Raw genomic sequence first — 16,800 nt, 5'->3', positions numbered from 1 at the left:
ATGGGGCGGGGGCGCCCTAACCCCGCCGCGCCACACCCCCCCCCCGCCGCCCGCCCCGGGCCAACGCGCCACCCCCCCGCCGGGGCCCCCCCGGGGGGCGGGGGGGGGCCCCCCCCCGCCGGCCACCCCACCCCACCTCGCCGTATCTGTCAGGAGCCTGCCATGCTCGCCGCACTTGCCTGCGCCCCGATCGCCGAACTCGCCGACGCCGTCAGCGAGCACACCATCTTCGGCCGCCACACCAGCCGCTACGACCTGCCCGGCGGGCTCGGCCTGTCGCTGCGCACCACCGCCGCCGGGATGCTCACCGCCGCCCTGTTCGCGCCCACGCCGCGCGGCCCGGCCCGCGTCGCCGTCGCGCACTTCCGGGGCGCCTTCACCGGCGTCGTCCCCGCCCGCGTCCTGTCCCGCGTCCTGCGCTGGGCGCCGGCCCGACCGGACATGCCCGCCGCCCGCCCTCGCCCGGAAGCCGTCGCGTCCACCATGCTGCTCGGCGAACGCACCACCGCGAACCCCGACCTGCCCGGCCTCACCGCCACGTACGGCCCGGCGAGCCTGTGGCTGGACGGGAACCGCCTCAGCATCCTCACCGGAGCAGGGAACAGCATCACGCTGGTCCTGGAAGGCCCCTGGGACTTCCACGCCACCGCCGCCCTGGCCGACGCGACGCTGCGCGAGGCAACGTGGCTGCACCGCATCGACACCGGCGCCCTCACCGCCGCCCTCCCCCAGGAGCCTGCGGTCCGCGTCCACGAGGACATATGGCATCCGGCCGCCGCCGTGCTGATGCTCGCCGCACCGGTCGACCTCACCACTGACGGCCTCGGCCGGGCCGCATCCCGCCAGTACGGCGCCATCGCCGCCCACCTCACCGAACACCACGGCGGTGAGTTCGCCGTGCAGAAGCTGTACTCAAACGAGCGGTCCATCGTCGCGCTGCGCGTTCACCGCGCCGACACCGACGACGTCGTCCCTCTGTACGGCTACATCACCCACGTCACGCCGAAGAGCCCGTGGGCGCGCCCCGACGAGGGGCCGCCCCTGATCGTCACCGAGTACCGACCCCGCCGCCACTGACCTGCCCAGGAGTTCCCCGATGCTGCCCGTCTCCAACCGGCTTCGTGACCGCCTCCACCGCACCGCCCGCTGGTTCCCCTCCCGCCGCACCAGCGACGGCTGGACCCGACCCTGCCTGCTGCTCGCCGGAATCGACATCACCGCCGGCCTCAGCCCCGACGGCACCGAACTGTCCATCAGCATCGGCCTCGACACCGCCCACCGCGCCCTCCTGAACGACGACCCCGAACGAACCGTCCCCCTGCGCATCATCGTGGAGGGAAGGACCGTATTCCGTGGCTGACCAGCAACGTTACCCAGAAACGGAGTTGACACTTTCCCATTATCGAGTATGATTAAGACTGTTGGACAGCGGCAACCGGCCAACATCCGCCCACCAGAAACAGAGGAAGTGACCATGGGCCCTCTGCCCATCGACCAGGCCGCGCACAAGCTGCGCATGCTGCACGACGTCCAGGCCCCAGGATTCACCGGCCGGGTCTTCCGCGTCTGCTCCATCCCGAGCCCGCGCGGAGAACTCACCCAAGCCGAGTACGCGCCGTACCTGGCCGCAGCCGACGGCAAGCACGACTCGTACATGCGCCACGGGGCGCCCTGGGCGCCCGGTGACCTCGCCTATGAAGTCACCGTCAAGAACACCATGGTGGCCTGGCTCCCCTACGACGGGAAGCCCCGTTTCATCACCCGCGACTTCGACGACCGGGTCATGAACCAGGCCCGGGACCTGGCCATCCTGCACCTGGGCAACGACCCCGCCACGCAGCAGGAACTCGCCGACGAGCGCGGCGACATCGAGCGGCTGTCCTTCAACGGCTTCCGTCGTGTGATCTTCGAGCACCTGGAGCGCGCCGCCGGCGGCAGCAGGTACAACGACTTCCCCACCGGCATGAGCGTGCGCGCGTGGTTCGCCATGCGGCAGGAGGAAGAGCGGGCCAAGGAGCAGGCGCGGCCGGAGCAGTCGTGGCGAGCGAAGCAGGGCTATCCCCCGTACGTGCCGAACCCGACGGTGGACTACACCGACGAGCAGCGCCGCGGCTGGGCCCTGGAGGCGGCGCACTACCTCGCCGCGTTCCGTGACCGGTACCCGCAGGAGTACACGGCGTGGACGACCGATCAGCACTGGATGTCCCACGGCCACGGCAGGCCCGGCCCGCTCCAGGTCGCGCCCGGGGACCGGATCGGCATCAGCGATCACCGCGAATTGCTCCCCGCCGTCGTCCTGACCGCCCAGCCGTGCGAGGACCACCAGCGCGGCACAGTGCGCACGGAGACCAAGGTCATCACCAACCAGTGCATGCACCGTCGGAACACCGCCCCGGAGAACACGCTGCTCCCCGAGACCCGCGCCTTGTGGGCGCCGGTCTGGGACCAGCTGGCCGCGGCCGAACGTGACACGGCGCTGACCGTCTGACCTGACCACCCCCCGTTCCCGGCCGGGCGCGGCAACGCCCGGCCGGGAACCCCCAGCCCACCCACCGCAGGAAGAGAACCGCTGTGAGCACCACCGAACAGCCGACGGTCCCGGCCGCCTCCCAGGGCACCGACCGCACCGTGTATCTGGCCGAACACCTGGCCCCCACCCCGCGCAACATCGCCTCCGCGACCGCCGCCCTGGCCGTCATCACCGCCGCAGGCTGGCAGCCGGTGACCGGCTACCCCGGCGCCGATACGCACTGGAAGGTGCGCTGCCTGCTCTGCGGCTGGGAAGGGCTGCGGTTCTACAGCCACCTACGCCGCGGCCGCCCCGTCTTCCGTCATGACGGCTGCCTCCCCCTGGCAGATCAGACCGCCAAGCTGACCGAACTCACCGCCCAGCCCGCACCCACCACGTGCACGTGCGTCATCGCGCACCCCACCACGCCCGAACGGGCCGAGCAGGTCCTCAAGGCACTCGCCGAGGCGGCCCGGCAGGCCGGGGACCCCGTCGGCATCACGCTCGGCTTGGCCCAGCTGCTCAGCCCGTGCCCGGCCTACGCCGCCCGCCGCGCCGCACTGGACAAGACCACCGCGTAACCGCCGCCGACGCGGGCCGCATCCGCGGCGCGCGCTCCGGCCGCACTCTCTCCCAACCGGTGCGGCCGGAGCACCCGCCCGACTAATCCGGCAGGCCGGCACCCGCCCGACCACCACACCGACCGGGAGCTCCCCCGTGCAGCGCACCGTGCACCACCCGTCCGTCACCGCGCCCCTGCTGATCACCGACCGGCCCGAAGACGGCGGCTACACCCCGCTCCCCGGTGGGCTCACCGTCGACCAGGCCCACGTGGTGCTGGCCCACGAGGTGCGGGCAGGCGATCTGTGGATCGCCGACTTTCCCGAGGCCACAACCGAAGTCGACGTTCGGGAAGCCGACCACTTCGAGATCCCCGTCACCGCGCAGCCCCGTCCCTACGGCTCCTACTGCGACCGGAGTTGCAAAGGCTGCGAGGACGAGACCGGCGATGTGACGGACGCGGCCGTCCGGTACGTGATCCTCGGCCGCGACGAAAGCGGGACGTGCCTGGACGCGTTCCGCAACGAACCCGTCCTGATCATCCGTGCCGCCGAGAGCCCCTGACCCGGCGGCCCCCTTCCCCCCGAGGGCGGGCGCGGCAACGCCCGTCCCCGGGACCAGCCCACCACCGCCCGGCGCGCCCGCGCCGGCAGCACACCCGGAAGGCAATTTCATGCACCACCCGAAAATTGACATCACCACTCCCGAAGGCGAACGCATCGCCGCACTGCACACCCGGATCCGCGAGGAATTCGGTGAAAGCGACGGCTGGAACGGGGGCGACCTCGTAGAAATCGTCGAGGAGTGGTTCGGCGGTATGGGCATCGACCCCGACAGCGACGCCCCGATCCCGCCGCGCGACAACCTGCGCGAACTCGCGGCCGCTGCCCCGGACATCGCGCCCGATGCGACGCCGGTCGTGGACCGCACCGGCCTGTCCTGCGGCTCGTTCTATCTGGGCGGCCCCAACGGCCGCGGCGGCAGCTTCACCACGCCCGGGGCGGGGCGGCTGTACACGGCGCGGCCGGACGGGCACGGCAACTTCGTGATCCTCCAATGCGGGACTCCGGTCAGCAACGAGGACACCGCCGCACTGCTGGACTACCTCACCGGACCTCGCCGGGTCGTGGTCAGCATCTGGCGGCGCGGCACGACCGCACACGACGACCAGCAGATCACCGAGCACACCACCGTGGTCACCGACGGCCCCCACCCCGACGACTACAAGGCCTGGACCGGGTGGCTGACCGAGCACACCGCGATGTGGCTGGCCGAACACAGCGCCGAGCCCGGCCACTACCGGGTGTGCGCGGCGGACGCCCGCGCGGCCCAGTGCTCCGGCTGGCGAGGACTGTGGCCGCTCGGTCGCTCCATCGGCATCACGCGCGTCACCTCGACCGCGAGGCGCCCCCAGGACCACGACACCACCTCCTGACCTGCCCACGGCCTGGCCCGGGCGCGGCAACGCCCGGGTCAGGCCACCCGACCCACACAAGGAGCCCCGCCATGGAGATGCAGCCGGGCCTGTTCACCGCAGCTCCGCCCACTCCGCCCGGGACGGTGACCCGGGCGCCTCGGCCGGACCTCGCCGAGTACGACGTGATCGCCGTCAGCGACTCCGGCGGCAAGGACGTTCGCCGCTATGGCCACCACCGTCAGCGAAGCGCGCGCCGCCGGCGCGGCAGACTGCGTGTTCACCTTCCACGCCTCGCTGGGTCCGCTGGAGTGGCCGTCCGTCGACTTCGGCGGTCGCCGGTACCCGAGCACCGGTGAGCTCGCGGCCCTGCACAGTGCCGGCTACGGCATCCCGGCCGAGCGGCACATCGAGGTCCAGCGCACCGCGCGGGACGCCGCCGGTGAGCTCGTGCCCTATCACCTGCTAACGTTCGTGGCCGAACGCGGGATGTGGCCGGTGCGCAGTGATGCCCAGTTCTGCACCGGGGACTGGAAGACCAAGCGGATCTTTGCCGCCTGGACCCCGATCGTCCGTCAACTGCGGCCGCAACTGGGTCGCCCGGTGCGCATACTGAACGTGCTCGGACTGCGCGCCGAGGAGAGCCCCGACCGCGCCAAGCGCCCCGCCTACCGCAACGTGCTCACCAACAGCCAGCGCCACGTCGACGAATGGCTGCCGATCCGTCCCTGGACCACGAAGGCCGTGCGGGCGTTGTGCGACGACTCCGGCATCGCCCACCACTGGAGCTACGACTCGGTGCCCGGCGCGGGTGACTGGCGTGGTTCCACCCGGTGCAGCTGCTCGATCTGCATCATGGCCAATCGTGCGGACCTCATCCTCAACGCCCGCCGACGTCCCCGGCTGACCGCCCTGTATGCGGAGGTCGAGCAGGTACGCGGGCACCGGTTCCGTCAGGACCTGTCCATCGCCGAGCTGATCGCACTGGCCAAACGCCCAGGCGGGCCGGCACCCGGCGTCGTCCTGTCCGACGACGGGCCCGAGTTCGCGTCCATGGCCGCCGCGGTCAGGGCAGCGCTCACCGAGCCGCCACGGCGGAAGCTGGAAGCCGACCCCAACGCCCCCCAGCAGCTCAACCTCCTTGGCCTCGGTAACTGCGGAGCCTGCGGACCGTAGGGCATAACGCCTGGTCAGGTCCCGTCCGGCCAATGGGCCGGGTTGACTCCCACACATAAGGCGAGTATGATTAATACTGTTGATTCCGGACGGCAATCCGGTCCCAGCCCACCACCCCGTGCCCCCGAAGGAGAACCGCTCCATGTCCCAGGACCCCGGCCGCCCCGAGCTGTGCGTCGTCCAGGCGACCATCAACCGTCCCGAAGGGGACGGTGCCAGCCTGATCGCCTTCAGCACCAGCACCAGCCCCGACGCGCCGCCCAGCCCGTTCGCCCGCGCGCCGTGGCAGTTGTCCCTGATGGCCGGATACATCGCCAGCCTGCGCCGTGACGCGGTCCCAGCCGACGTGGAGTCCTTCAGCCGGTACCTCACCGGACGCGACAGCACCGCCGTTCCTGCGGCCGCCACGCCCTACACCTACGCACCGCTGCACGACCGCCGCGTCACCTGCCTGATCGATCTCGCCTTCACCCCCGGCGCGGGGACAACCGGTTGGCCGGGGGTCTCCCTGGTGGTCCTGGAGCAGGACGGGGACGGGCCGAACACCTGGGGTCGTGTCCAGCGCCGGCGCGGCTACCTCGGCGTCGTCTCCTACGCCCTTCTGGAGATCACCGCCGAGCAGCAGCACTTGGCCGACCTGATGCGCGGCGGTGACGAGGAGGCCGCGCGGTTGCACTCCCTGGCCGGTGAGGTGAGGACCTGGGTCGCCAAGATCCGCAAGGCGGCGAAGGCCGACGACACCCTCGCCCAGGCCGCCACCGTCCGCAGCGGTATCCGCCGCGCGTGACTCACCGACGCCGGTCCGGGGCCACGCTCCGGACCGGCAGTCCCTCAGCCGCATTCACCGCGCGGCACCGGTCGCGCGCGGGAGGACTCACCGCCCATGTATCCCTACGTCTCCGACCGGGACGCCCGGTATCTCCGCGCAGCTCACCGCGGCCACTTGACCGTCCTCACCGAGTTCGACGCCGTACGCGGCCTGGTCGACCGCTGCGACCCGATCCCTTCGTACTTCGCGCCGGCACCTGCCGCCCTGCTGGACAACGGATGGCTGACCTACCGGGGCGAGCGTGTGGCCCTCACGGCCGCCGGCCGCCGCGCGCTGGGCGCGTACGACCGCCGCCTCGCCGAGCTCGCCGCCCAGCCGTCGGTGGTGACCCGCAACCCGCTGAGTGGTGAGCTCCACGACCCGGCCGAACCCCTCCGCCGCCTGCGGCACGCCCGTACCGGTGCCGAGATCCACCCCGGCGCCACGGTGCCGGACTCCAGCGGCCTGCCGGTCACCTACCTCGGACCCACGATGTCCAGCCGGGACAAGGGCAGGACCTGGGTTCCCGGGTTCAACGCCCACGTGAGCTACGCCGACCACGGGTCCTGGCTGCTCCCGCCGTCCGAGCTCCGCGCCGTCTACGACCCGGAGCCCCCCAGCGTCCTCGACGGCTCCTTCACCTGACCGGCCTGCTCCCGGCCTCAGGCTGGACCACCAGTCCGTAGCGGCAACTACGAACCGCCATCCCAACCCACCACCCTTGCCGCGGCCACGCCGCGCCGGAAGGACCAGTCATGTCCCCCACGTTCGAACAGCTCAGCCTGGACGGCCTGTCCCAGCGCTGGAGGCACCGCCGGCACAGCTGGCGGCACACCTCCGACGGCGGCTTCGATCCCGCTCGCTACCAGACTCGGCCCCTGCCCGCCGCGCCCGCCCGCGCCTTCGTGACCGAGCATCATTACAGTAGTTCGTGGCCTGCCACCCGGCTTGCGTTCGGCTTGTACGATCGCGCGACCGGCCCGCGCGGCGGCGCGCTGGTGGGCGTCCTGGCCCTCGGTGTCCCGATGCACGCCACAGTCTTGACCGGCGTGTTCCCGCAACTGGCCCCGTACCGGTCCGCGCTGGAGCTGAGCCGGCTGGTCCTGCTCGACTCCTGCGAAGCCAACTCGGAGAGCTTTTTCATCTCCAAGGCACTCCACATGGCAGCCGCCGTCGGGATCCGCGGGATTCTCGCGCACAGCGACCCGCACGTCCGGCAGCGCACCACTCCTTCCGGGAACACTGAGCAGTACCTGCCCGGGCATTGGGGTGGCTGCTACCAGGCCAGCAACATGTCGTACCTGGGCAAGACCCGGCCCCGGACGCTGGTCATGCTGCCCGACGGGACGATCCTGTATAGCGGAGTACGCGCGGGTTCCGGAGGAGTGCCGACAGCCTGAGAACGCGCATCTCAGCAGGTCGATGAGGGTATCGTGCGCCTCAATCCCTCGTGTGGAATTTCTGCAGTAACTTGCAAAATCTGCGAGTGATCCCAGTAATATGTGTTTCTGTGTCAGATTCTGAAAGTCGCGTGCTGGCTCTCGTGCGCCCGACTCCGGATCCGACGGCCGTGATGGATCCGGCCGACGTATCGGTGGAGACTGGGCTTGCGGAAGTGGTCACGCTGCAACGGCGGCGCCAGGCACGGATCTCGGTGCACGACGAGGAGAGTTTCTTCCTCGACACGCTGTCCGAGTACCAGTGGGCGCGCGACGCGGCGGGTCTGGCGCCGACGACGCTGGACGGGCTGATCAAGCCGATGATCGAGGTCTGCGAGTTCTACGGCACCGTTCCGTGGCAGCTGACCTCCCGCGAGGTCGACCGGTACTTCGCCGGACCGGGCAAGCGGGCCCAGTCGACCCTGCGCGGCAAGATCAACAAGATCGACGCGTACTTCGCGTTCCTAGAGCAGCGCTACGCCGGCGAGATCATGCGCCGCTTCGGTGCCGCCGTCGAATCGCCGATCGACCCGTTCAACCGGCCCCGGCACCGCGGGGACTTCGGGCTGCGTATCCCGCCCTCCCAGACGGCGATGAAGGACTTCTTCGGCCGGTGGCGCGAGGACCTGCCGAACGCGCGGAAGTACGCGGTCGCCTGCCGCGACTACGTGATGACGAAGGTCGCCTACCTCTCCGGAGTCCGGGCGGCGGAGCTGTGCGGGGTGTGCCTGGGCGACATCCCACTGGGAGCACGGCCAGTGGGGCCGCTTCGTCGTCCTGGGCAAGGGCGCCCGAGGCTCCGGTCCCCGCCCGCGGGAGGCGTACCTCTTCCAGGAGGGCCGTGCCCTTCTGTGGTGGTACATCGAGGAGATCCGGGGCGAGTTCGGCGACGATGCGGAGCACCCGCGGGCGCCGCTGTGGCCTTCGGAGCGCAAGTCGAAGGCGATCGCCGACCTGAACGTGCCGATCGCGCCGGCGATCGTGCCCTCGACGTTCCGCAAGGCGTTGCACACCGCGGCTGTGCACTACCTGACGGGCCCGGTCACCGACCTGTTTCCGCACCTGCTGCGGCATGCCTGCGCGACCCACAACTACGAGCGTGGGATGACACTTTGGGAGGTCCAGAAGGTCCTCGGACACGACTGGGCAACGACGACTCTTCGATATATGGCGACTGCGCACGCTGACCCGGAGCTCGCGAATCTGGCGGCCAGCTCTCGGGCGGCCCAGCGACTGGTGATGGACAGGGGGAATCTTCGGTGAAGTGGAATCTGCGGATGGTGGCCGCCCAGCGGGACCTGTGGCGGCCGACGGAGGTGCTCACTGCCTTTCAGCAGGTCGGGTTCAACCCGTCGCTCAGCAAGGTGGCCGCACTGTGGAGCGGCACGCCGGTCACTGTGCGCCTCGATGACCTGGACAAGATGTGCGCCGCGCTGAACTGCACGGTCGCCGACCTGCTCCAAGCCGAGCCGCTCGTGGCGGGCCAGGCCGCGCCGGAGTTCGGCCAGCGCGCGGTCGGCGCGGAGGAACGGCCGTCTGCGGCCCCGGTGCGGCCGGTGCCGCGCGGCCGTCGTGGTGCCGGTCCTCGCTCGCTTCCGCCGAGCTGAGGGCCCGGCCGGTGGCGGGGGATCGAGGGGAGGGGCTGGCGCGGAGCTGCCCGGTGTGCCTGGGGTGGCTGGTGGTGCACTGGTACCGGGTGTGCGACGGGTGCCGGCCCTGGGCAAGGAAGTACCCCGAGCGCGGGGTGTGCCCGCGGTGCCGACACGAGGCACACCTCAACACGGACGGGCTGTGCAAGCCGTGCCTCATGGCGATCAGACTCGATGAAGACGCCGAGTGGGCGCTGGGCCTGGAGGAGGCGCGGCCGCGGCCGGTCCAGCTCACGGTCGGCGGCACGTACGGCGACCGGTCGGTGTCGTCCCGACCGCTGCGCCGGCCCACCAAGAACGGTTCGAAGGTGGGGGTGGAGTGGTGGAGCAAGCTCCGGAAGCAGCAGGCCGCTCCCGCCGGCCCGCCGGTGCTTGAGGCACAGGTCCGCGGTCAGATCCCGCTCTTCACCGTGCCCCGAGTGCTGGGCGACGCCACGGTCAGTGCGATCGTCGGCCGGCCAGTCGACGGATGGGAGGAGGCCCGCCCGGTGATCGAGGCGATGGAGGCCGAGCACGGGATGACCGCGGCCTGGCGCCGCAAGATCGCCGAGATGGTCCGCCTCGCCCTGGCCGTGCGCGAGGCCGAGGGTGCCGAGCGGCTGCCCGAGGCGATGCTGCGGGACCTACCGGCCAATGGCGACGCGGTCCGCCTGGTCCTGCTGCGGGCCGGGCTCCTTGACGAGGCTGACAAGCCCATGCGGTTCTCCATCTCCGACCAGCCGACCCGCACTCCGTATATCTCCGCTCCGGCGCCGCTGCCGCCTCGGGCACCGCGCCACTGCGCGGACTGCTACGCCTGGATTCCCGCCGGTCGGCGGGCAGGTTTCGTCTGTGATCCGTGCCGTCACTGGCGGGAGCGGACCGGACGGGACTGGTGCTGCCGCTGCGGTCGCGACGGACTGGCCCTGCGCGACGACCGCTGCCGTAGCTGTCACCCCTACCGCCTCCTCGACAAAGCCCACCCCGCCTCACGGCGGTTCACACAGCTGGTGATCTCCCTGCCGACCGGGAAGGGCGGGCCGTTCGAGGCGTTCCCGGTGGGCGACACGGAGGTACCGGACTACGACGAGTGGCGACCTGCTCTGCATACGAGCCGCGGGCAGGTGCCGCTCTTCACCATCCGGCGTGACTGGGCCCCGGTGCTGGCCCGGCTGCGGAGCATGCCTGCGGGCGAGCTGCCACTGACCGAGACCGCCCGCCGCTTGATCGAGGAGTTCACCCGCGCTCGACCGGGGCAGCGGCCGGACTACCGGAAGAACACCCGCACGCTCACGATCCTGTTGTACTGGCTCGGCGCCCACACGGCGGTCTTCGAGCGCGACGTGTATGACCTCGCCCGGATCGACGTGAACCTCGCGGCCAAGCCCGTCTGCCAGTTCCTGCGCGCCCGCGGCCTGCTGGTGGAGGACCCCGCCCTGCACCGGGACGCGGATCAGGTGTGGATCGAGTCGGCCCTGGCCGCGCTGCCGGAGCCGGTCGCGAGCGAAGTACGCACCTGGGTGAAGGTCCTACGCGAGCAGGGGGCCCCCGCAAGGGCGAGCCGCGCGGGTACGACGGTATCCGCCGCTACCTCAGCAACCTCCAGCCCGCCCTCACCGCCTGGACCACGACCGCCGGCGTGACCTCGCTGAGGGAGATCACCAAGGACCAAGTGGAGAACGCCGTGGACGAGGTGACCGGCTACGCCCGCCGAGGGCTGGCCACGGCCATGCGCAGCCTGTTCCGCGCGCTGAAGCGTGAACACGTGATCTTCCGCAACCCCGCCCGGGACCTCCCGGTCGGCGATATCAAGGGCATCCCGAAGTCCATGCAGGGTGCCGACGTTCCCGTCCGACCTCCTGGTGGGGCTGCTCGACCAGGCGACGACACCGCTCGGCCGCCTCGTGGTGGCCTTCGCCGCCGTCCACGCGCTGCCCGGCAAGGAGATCCGGACCCTGCACACCACGGGCCTGGATCTTTCCCGGGGCACCCTCGAAGTTCGGCGCGGTCTGCTGCGGCACACCCTCTACCTGGAGGAGCTCACCCACCAACTCGCCGCCGACTGGACGACCTACCGGCACCAGCGCTGGCCGGCCTCGTCCAACCCCCACCTGCTAGTCAGCCAGAAGTCCGCGGTCGACCCCGACCACCCGGCCGTCAGTATCGGCACCCTGAGCGGAGCCCTTCCCCGCGGGCTGACGCTGAGCGGCCTGAGACAAGACCGCATCCTCAACGAGGCGTCTGAAAGCGCCGACCCGCTCAGGCTGATGCGCCTGTTCGGCATCACCGAGCAGACCGCCATGCGATACGTCACCGCCGCCCATCCCGAGCGCACGGCCAAGCTGCCCCGGTAGTCGGAGTGGCGAGCGGTGTCAGCAGCAGCTGCAGCCGGGCCAGCAGTCGCAGGCGTCCGACTCGGCGGCGGAGGCGGGGGTTGGCGACCAGTGCCTGCAGTTCCCGCTTGCCGAGGTAGGTCCCGAGTAGCGATTGGAGAACTCAGCGGCAGCGGTCGGCAGCCGGGCCGCTGACCTGCTCGCCGGAGGCGATGCGCTCGCTGGGCTCGGTGAGCGTCTCGGCCAGGGCCATCCTGGTCCAGGCCCTCGAGCATGTCGGCCTTGGAACGGCCTAACGGCGGAGTCGGGCATTGGAACTCTGGGAATAGCCGGCGTACGGCGGACGGTGTGAGCTACACCCGCACGAGGGAAGTCTCCATAACGCCTGTCAGCCCGAATTCGGTGTCGCTTCGTTCGAGGATGCACGCCACGTCAGGTGAGCGATGTCGCGTCCGTAGCCCACAAGGACACCCATCGGGGTCGCAGCGAGAGTCGGTGCTGGGGCCAGGGTCACCACAGCGTCGACGTGTTGCCCGGTGACTACATCCCAGATACGTACGTTCGCCCTTCTGTCTCCAGTGATGGCGACAGTACGGCCGTCAGGCAGCACCCCAGACGCGACCGAATATACGTCTTTAGCACGTCTCAGGAGGGCGGAGCGGTCCTGCTTTCCGGACACCAGATCCCAGACTCGAATCTCTCCCGATTCGTCGCTGGTGATGGCGACAGTACGGCCGTCAGGCAGCACCGCAGAGGCAACCTCACGCACCCTGGCATCGTGACCGGCGAGCGGGGAGTGGATCAGTTTACCGGTGGTCAGGTCCCAGACGAGCACGCTGCCGTTGCTGTCTCCGGTGATGGCGACAGATCGGCCGTCAGGCAGCACAGCAGACGCGATCGCCTTCACCCTCGCGATGCGGCGTCCTGGGCGCTGGCGGCGCTGCGTGGCCGGAGGCGGAGAGAGCTTCGAACCACCGGGCGAGGGATGGATCTGCTCTCCGGTGGCCAGGTCCCAAACGAAGACTGTCCCGTTCTTATCACTGGCGGCGGCAATGGTGCGGCAGTCATTCAAGACTTCCGTCACAACTGCCGGCGAATACACATACCCTGGATTCGAGTCATCAATGCCCATGTACAGGCGATGGATTTGATATCCGGTGGTCAGGTCCCAGATGATCAGCGTTCCGCTCCAGTCGCTGGTGATGGCGACGTCTCGGCCGTCGGCCAGTACCGCGGACGCGGCCCCTGCCACTGGCTTGCTGTGCCCCGTGAGCGGCGGGTGGATCTGCTCTCCGGTGGCCAAGTCCCGAAGGAGGACAGCTCCGCTCCTGTCACCGACGAGGGCGATGCCACGACCGTTTGCCAGCGTTCCGGTCGAAATCGCTGACAGCTCGCTGATGGAGTTGCCGACGGGCCGGGTCCTGCGCTTGACAGCGAGGTCCCAGACGATGACTTTGCCAGCTCGGTCACCGGTGACTGCGACGGTGCGCCCGTCAGGAAGAACCACCGACGCAGCGTCTGTCAACGACTCAGTATGACCAGTAAGTGGGGGGCCGATCTGCTGTCCGGTGGCCAGGTCCCAGAGGAGGACCGAATGTCCGACATGACCAGTGACTGCGACGACGCGCCCGTCGGGGAGAACTGCTGGCGCAACCGCGAACACTGCATCAGCGTGACTATCGAAGGGGGGGTACATCAGGTCCCCTGCGGCCAGGTCCCAAACAAAGACCCAACCGCCCATGTCACCCGTGATCGCTACTGTGCGGCCGTCCGGCAGAGCCGCCGACGAAATGTCGAGAACGGCTCGTGGTCCTCGACGCTTTCCCGGTTCGTGCTGAGCATGCTCAAGGGAACGGTGGATCAGCGTTCCCGTGGCCAAGTCCCAGACGAACAAGGTCCCGGGGTTATCACACGTAACAGCAACGGTGCGGCCGTCGCTCAGTGCAGACGCCGCTACGAACACCCAATCCGTGTGGCCTGACAGTGGGGGATGGATTAGCTCCCCGGTGTCCAAGTCCCAGACAAGGACCTTACCGCTCCTGTCACCAGTGATGGCGACGGAGCGCCCGTCAGGAAGTACTGCCGACGCGGCCGAGGACACCGTTGCGGTGTGGCGGGTGAACGGTGGGCGGATTTGCTGACCGGTAACCAAGTCCCAAATGCGGACGATGCCATACGAATGGCCTGCGACGGCCACGCTGCGGCCGTCAGGCATCACCGCAGAGGTAACCGCACCTACCGTGGCATCGTGGCCGACGAGTGGGGGATGGATCGGCTCTCCGGTGGCCAAGTTCCAAACCCGGAGTTCACCGTTGTTATGGCCCGTGATGGCCACCGCGCGACCGTCGGGCAGCGTCGCCGTGGACGTGGAAACATCGCCTGTGTGATCCGCGAGTGTATGGAGGCGGGCCGGGTCAGTCGTGTGTCCGATGGCCCATTGGGGCGCGAGCCGAGCAGGCTGGTGGTTGAGCGGGGCTTCGGCGAGTGTGGAAGCCAGATGTGTGTTGCGCCAGGCGGCAGCGTCCAGGGCGAGCAGGTCTCGCCGGACGCTCGGCTCGTGGCGGCGAGGGTGGTGTGCGATCACGTTCCGGTAGATGCGGCTGTGCTGGGCGGCCTGGGGTTCGCGCGCAGAGGCGAGGTAGGGGGCTAGGTGGTCAGGGTGCGCATGAAGGAGGAAGAACGGGTCGGCAAGGAGCGCGTCGAGGGCCTTCCTGCTTACGGCGGCGGCGTGCGCCGCGGCATGACGTTGGAGGTAGGGCTGGGCGCGCTCCCAGTCCGGCCGACCTTCGGCACGTTCGGGGATGTCATGGAACAGAGCGCGGTAGATGGTTCGCGGGTCCACGGTGGAGGCAGCGCTGTCGGTGAGCGCCTGATGGAAGTAGCGGTAGAGCAGACGCTGGTCCTCGTCGGGAGTACTACGCAGGTAGAAGGCCACCTGCGTGAGAGCGTCGCGGGTCTCCTGCAAGTCGGGGGGTACCGGGCGGTCGCGGAACTCCGGTGCGATGCGCAGGGCAGCGGTGTGGAGGAGGTCCAGTGGCATGCCTTGGCCTCGGGCGTGGCCCAGCACGGCGAGTAGGGGCCGAATCCATGGGTTTGCTTGAACCAGGGCGGTCGTGTGGAGGTCGAACATCTGGGTGATGCTGTAGGGGAGTTTGGCGGCAATCTCATCGTCGCTGAGAGCACGACCGGAGTGAGCCTCCCGTCGGAGGTGGTCGCCGAAGATGGCAGCAATGAGGAAGGCACCGTGCTCGGCGTGGTGAGCGAGCTCGTGGGCGATGCTGTCGGTAGTGGCCCTCGAGTAGAGGCCATAGAGCAGGAGGTCCAGGTAGGCGGCGAGATCCTGGGCGAGGTCGTCACGGGCATGGGCGTCGAGGTCGAGGAGCACCTCCGGCCGTTCGGTAACCGCCTCCTGCAGGTTATGAAAAGTCTCCCACCATGGCCGGGTGCCGATCACGACGCGGCACTCGGGCGCGGGGTCGTATGGGGAGTGGCCAGAGAGAGGCAGGACCAAATCGCGCAGGACGGCGCCAGGATTGATCGCCTCGTCGAGTGCGTCGAGGATGACCACGGTCGGGCCAGCCTGTTGGAGCGCCTCTTTCAGGGCCCATGTGCCGTCCCCTGCCTCGGAACCGCGCCTGGCATGTGGTGCGCGTTGCTGGGTGAGCTGGCTCAGAAGGGAGTCAGCGATCTGCTGGGTACTGAGCTGGCGGGCGTGGACGGCGATGACGCGCTTGCCCGAGGCTGGCCGGAAGCCGCCGATCGCAGCAAGGGCGTGCTGCCTGAGCGGTGCCAGTGCAGGATGAGTGACACACACCGTCACTCCGAGGAGTGCGGACTTTCCGCTGCCCGGGCCTCCGGTGACCACCAGTAGCCGACTCTGGTCCCCCGAGGTGTTGTCCAGCCAGGTGGAGATGGTGCGCAGTTGGGCCGTACGGCCGCGGAAAAGGAAGGCAGTGCTCTGCTGGTGGCCGGCGGTACGGCCAGCGGCACGAGTGATGAAGTGCAAGGGGTCGAGGCCAGGGTCGAGGTCGGTGGCGAACTGGCGCAGGTTGGCATCCTCGCGAGCCAGGAATCGCCCTGCCGCGTCGGGGGCGTATGAGGGGTTAAGGAGGAACGGCGGCGGATCAACATGAGCTTCCTCGCGCATGGTCCGCACGACGCTCTGTCGAAGCCCGACGGCGGTCTTGGCCGTGCGTGCGAGTTCGCGATCGACCTCGGCAGCAAGGGTGTCCAGTGGTACGTACTCCAGTGCCGGGGAGAGGTCCAGCTCATTCTTGACGAGGCGATCCAGAACAGCGGCGGCGGCCTTGGTGAACGTGGCACCGTGGGTGACCTCGTTAGCCTTGCACGCGGCGATCACCCACGCTTTACGTTCCCACCCGGAGAATTCCTGGGCGAGCTGAGTGGCCAGAGCCTGCCCTCCGCCGCAGACGTCCAGCAGGAACAGCACCGGAGCCGCAAAAGACTCCTCCACGTCTTCTAGGAGTCTGTCCACGCTGATGCAGGTCTCACGTACCCGTTCGGCCGTGGCTTCGCCATCCAACGGGGCAAGGTACAGCGGTTTGCCACGACTCCGTGCCCCGTGGCCACTGAAGTGCACGACCAGGGGGTGCTCGCCGTGTTCGTCTTGCATTCTCCTCCAGGCCGCTTTCACTTCCTCCCGCGTGGGGTCGATCAAGGGAGGAATGGCAGGCTGCACGCCCGCACGCTGCAGGGCTCTTGCCAGTTCCTCGACTGCTGGTCTCACGCTGTCCAGACGCGTGAAGGACTCCACACCCCGCGCGCGGTCCTCCTCCGAAAGGGCAGCCTGGGGGAAGCCGCCGACTCCGATCACCAGCGACCGTGTCTGCACGGACATCGTGCTCACTCTTCGCTCGCCCACCTCGCTCTGCCGCACTCCGGCTTGTACTCGAAGAGCCTGATGACAGAGTG

General features: G+C 69.5%; 14 protein-coding genes and 1 pseudogene. 14 read left to right on the top strand and 1 reads right to left on the bottom strand.

Translation table 11 applies throughout. The features are described from left to right. Positions 1–162: 162 nt before the first annotated feature. From ACIP98_RS29190 to ACIP98_RS29125, 14 genes and pseudogenes are all read left to right on the top strand, one after another. Positions 163–1,077 carry a hypothetical protein gene (locus ACIP98_RS29190; protein ID WP_401978792.1) on the top strand — a complete coding sequence of 305 codons (915 nt, stop codon included), beginning with the start codon at positions 163–165 and terminating at the stop codon, positions 1,075–1,077. A 19-nt stretch (positions 1,078–1,096) separates the two neighbouring features. Continuing rightward, the gene (locus ACIP98_RS29185) at positions 1,097–1,360 is read left to right on the top strand and encodes a hypothetical protein (RefSeq protein ID WP_401978791.1); all 264 of its coding nucleotides are present in this window, start codon (positions 1,097–1,099) and stop codon (positions 1,358–1,360) included. Between the two features lie 114 nt (positions 1,361–1,474). Continuing rightward, positions 1,475–2,488 carry a hypothetical protein gene (locus ACIP98_RS29180; protein ID WP_401978790.1) on the top strand — a complete coding sequence of 338 codons (1,014 nt, stop codon included), beginning with the start codon at positions 1,475–1,477 and terminating at the stop codon, positions 2,486–2,488. A gap of 83 nt (positions 2,489–2,571) precedes the next feature. Further along, positions 2,572–3,090, top strand: a complete 519-nt coding sequence (locus ACIP98_RS29175; RefSeq protein ID WP_401978788.1) for a hypothetical protein — start codon at positions 2,572–2,574, stop codon at positions 3,088–3,090. A 136-nt stretch (positions 3,091–3,226) separates the two neighbouring features. Beyond that, complete coding sequence (locus tag ACIP98_RS29170) at positions 3,227–3,634, top strand: hypothetical protein (RefSeq protein WP_401978787.1); 408 nt, start codon at positions 3,227–3,229, stop codon at positions 3,632–3,634. 109 nt (positions 3,635–3,743) lie between these two features. Then, positions 3,744–4,505: a hypothetical protein gene (locus ACIP98_RS29165; RefSeq protein ID WP_401978785.1), complete on the top strand. Its 762-nt coding sequence runs from the start codon at positions 3,744–3,746 to the stop codon at positions 4,503–4,505. 207 nt (positions 4,506–4,712) lie between these two features. Next, on the top strand, positions 4,713–5,660 hold the full coding sequence (locus ACIP98_RS29160; RefSeq protein ID WP_401978784.1) for a phosphoadenosine phosphosulfate reductase: 948 nt from the start codon (positions 4,713–4,715) through the stop codon (positions 5,658–5,660). A gap of 142 nt (positions 5,661–5,802) precedes the next feature. Then, entirely contained in the window at positions 5,803–6,447 is a 645-nt protein-coding gene (locus tag ACIP98_RS29155; protein WP_401978783.1) for a hypothetical protein, read from the top strand. A gap of 96 nt (positions 6,448–6,543) precedes the next feature. Beyond that, positions 6,544–7,113 (top strand): hypothetical protein, encoded by a 570-nt coding sequence (locus ACIP98_RS29150; RefSeq protein ID WP_401978781.1) that lies wholly within the window; start codon positions 6,544–6,546, stop codon positions 7,111–7,113. 110 nt (positions 7,114–7,223) lie between these two features. Beyond that, complete coding sequence (locus tag ACIP98_RS29145) at positions 7,224–7,868, top strand: hypothetical protein (protein ID WP_401978780.1); 645 nt, start codon at positions 7,224–7,226, stop codon at positions 7,866–7,868. A gap of 173 nt (positions 7,869–8,041) precedes the next feature. Then, a pseudogene (locus tag ACIP98_RS29140) lies at positions 8,042–9,170 on the top strand (tyrosine-type recombinase/integrase). Then, positions 9,167–9,514, top strand: a complete 348-nt coding sequence (locus ACIP98_RS29135) for a helix-turn-helix domain-containing protein (RefSeq protein ID WP_401978778.1) — start codon at positions 9,167–9,169, stop codon at positions 9,512–9,514. The pseudogene ACIP98_RS29140 and the gene ACIP98_RS29135 overlap by 4 nt, the downstream one beginning before the upstream one ends. 200 nt (positions 9,515–9,714) lie before the next feature. Then, positions 9,715–11,178, top strand: a complete 1,464-nt coding sequence (locus ACIP98_RS29130) for a hypothetical protein (RefSeq protein ID WP_401978776.1) — start codon at positions 9,715–9,717, stop codon at positions 11,176–11,178. Positions 11,179–11,370: 192 nt separating this feature from the next. Continuing rightward, complete coding sequence (locus ACIP98_RS29125; protein ID WP_401978775.1) at positions 11,371–11,889, top strand: hypothetical protein; 519 nt, start codon at positions 11,371–11,373, stop codon at positions 11,887–11,889. 367 nt (positions 11,890–12,256) lie between these two features. On the opposite strand, the gene ACIP98_RS29120 is transcribed toward ACIP98_RS29125, so the two are convergent. After that, positions 12,257–16,726 carry an AAA family ATPase gene (locus ACIP98_RS29120; protein WP_401978773.1) on the bottom strand — a complete coding sequence of 1,490 codons (4,470 nt, stop codon included), beginning with the start codon at positions 16,724–16,726 and terminating at the stop codon, positions 12,257–12,259. Positions 16,727–16,800 lie beyond the last annotated feature (74 nt).

Source organism: Streptomyces sp. NPDC088354 (genome assembly GCF_044753585.1).
Lineage (GTDB): Bacteria > Actinomycetota > Actinomycetes > Streptomycetales > Streptomycetaceae > Actinacidiphila.
This window is presented reverse-complemented; position numbering and strand designations above follow the sequence as displayed.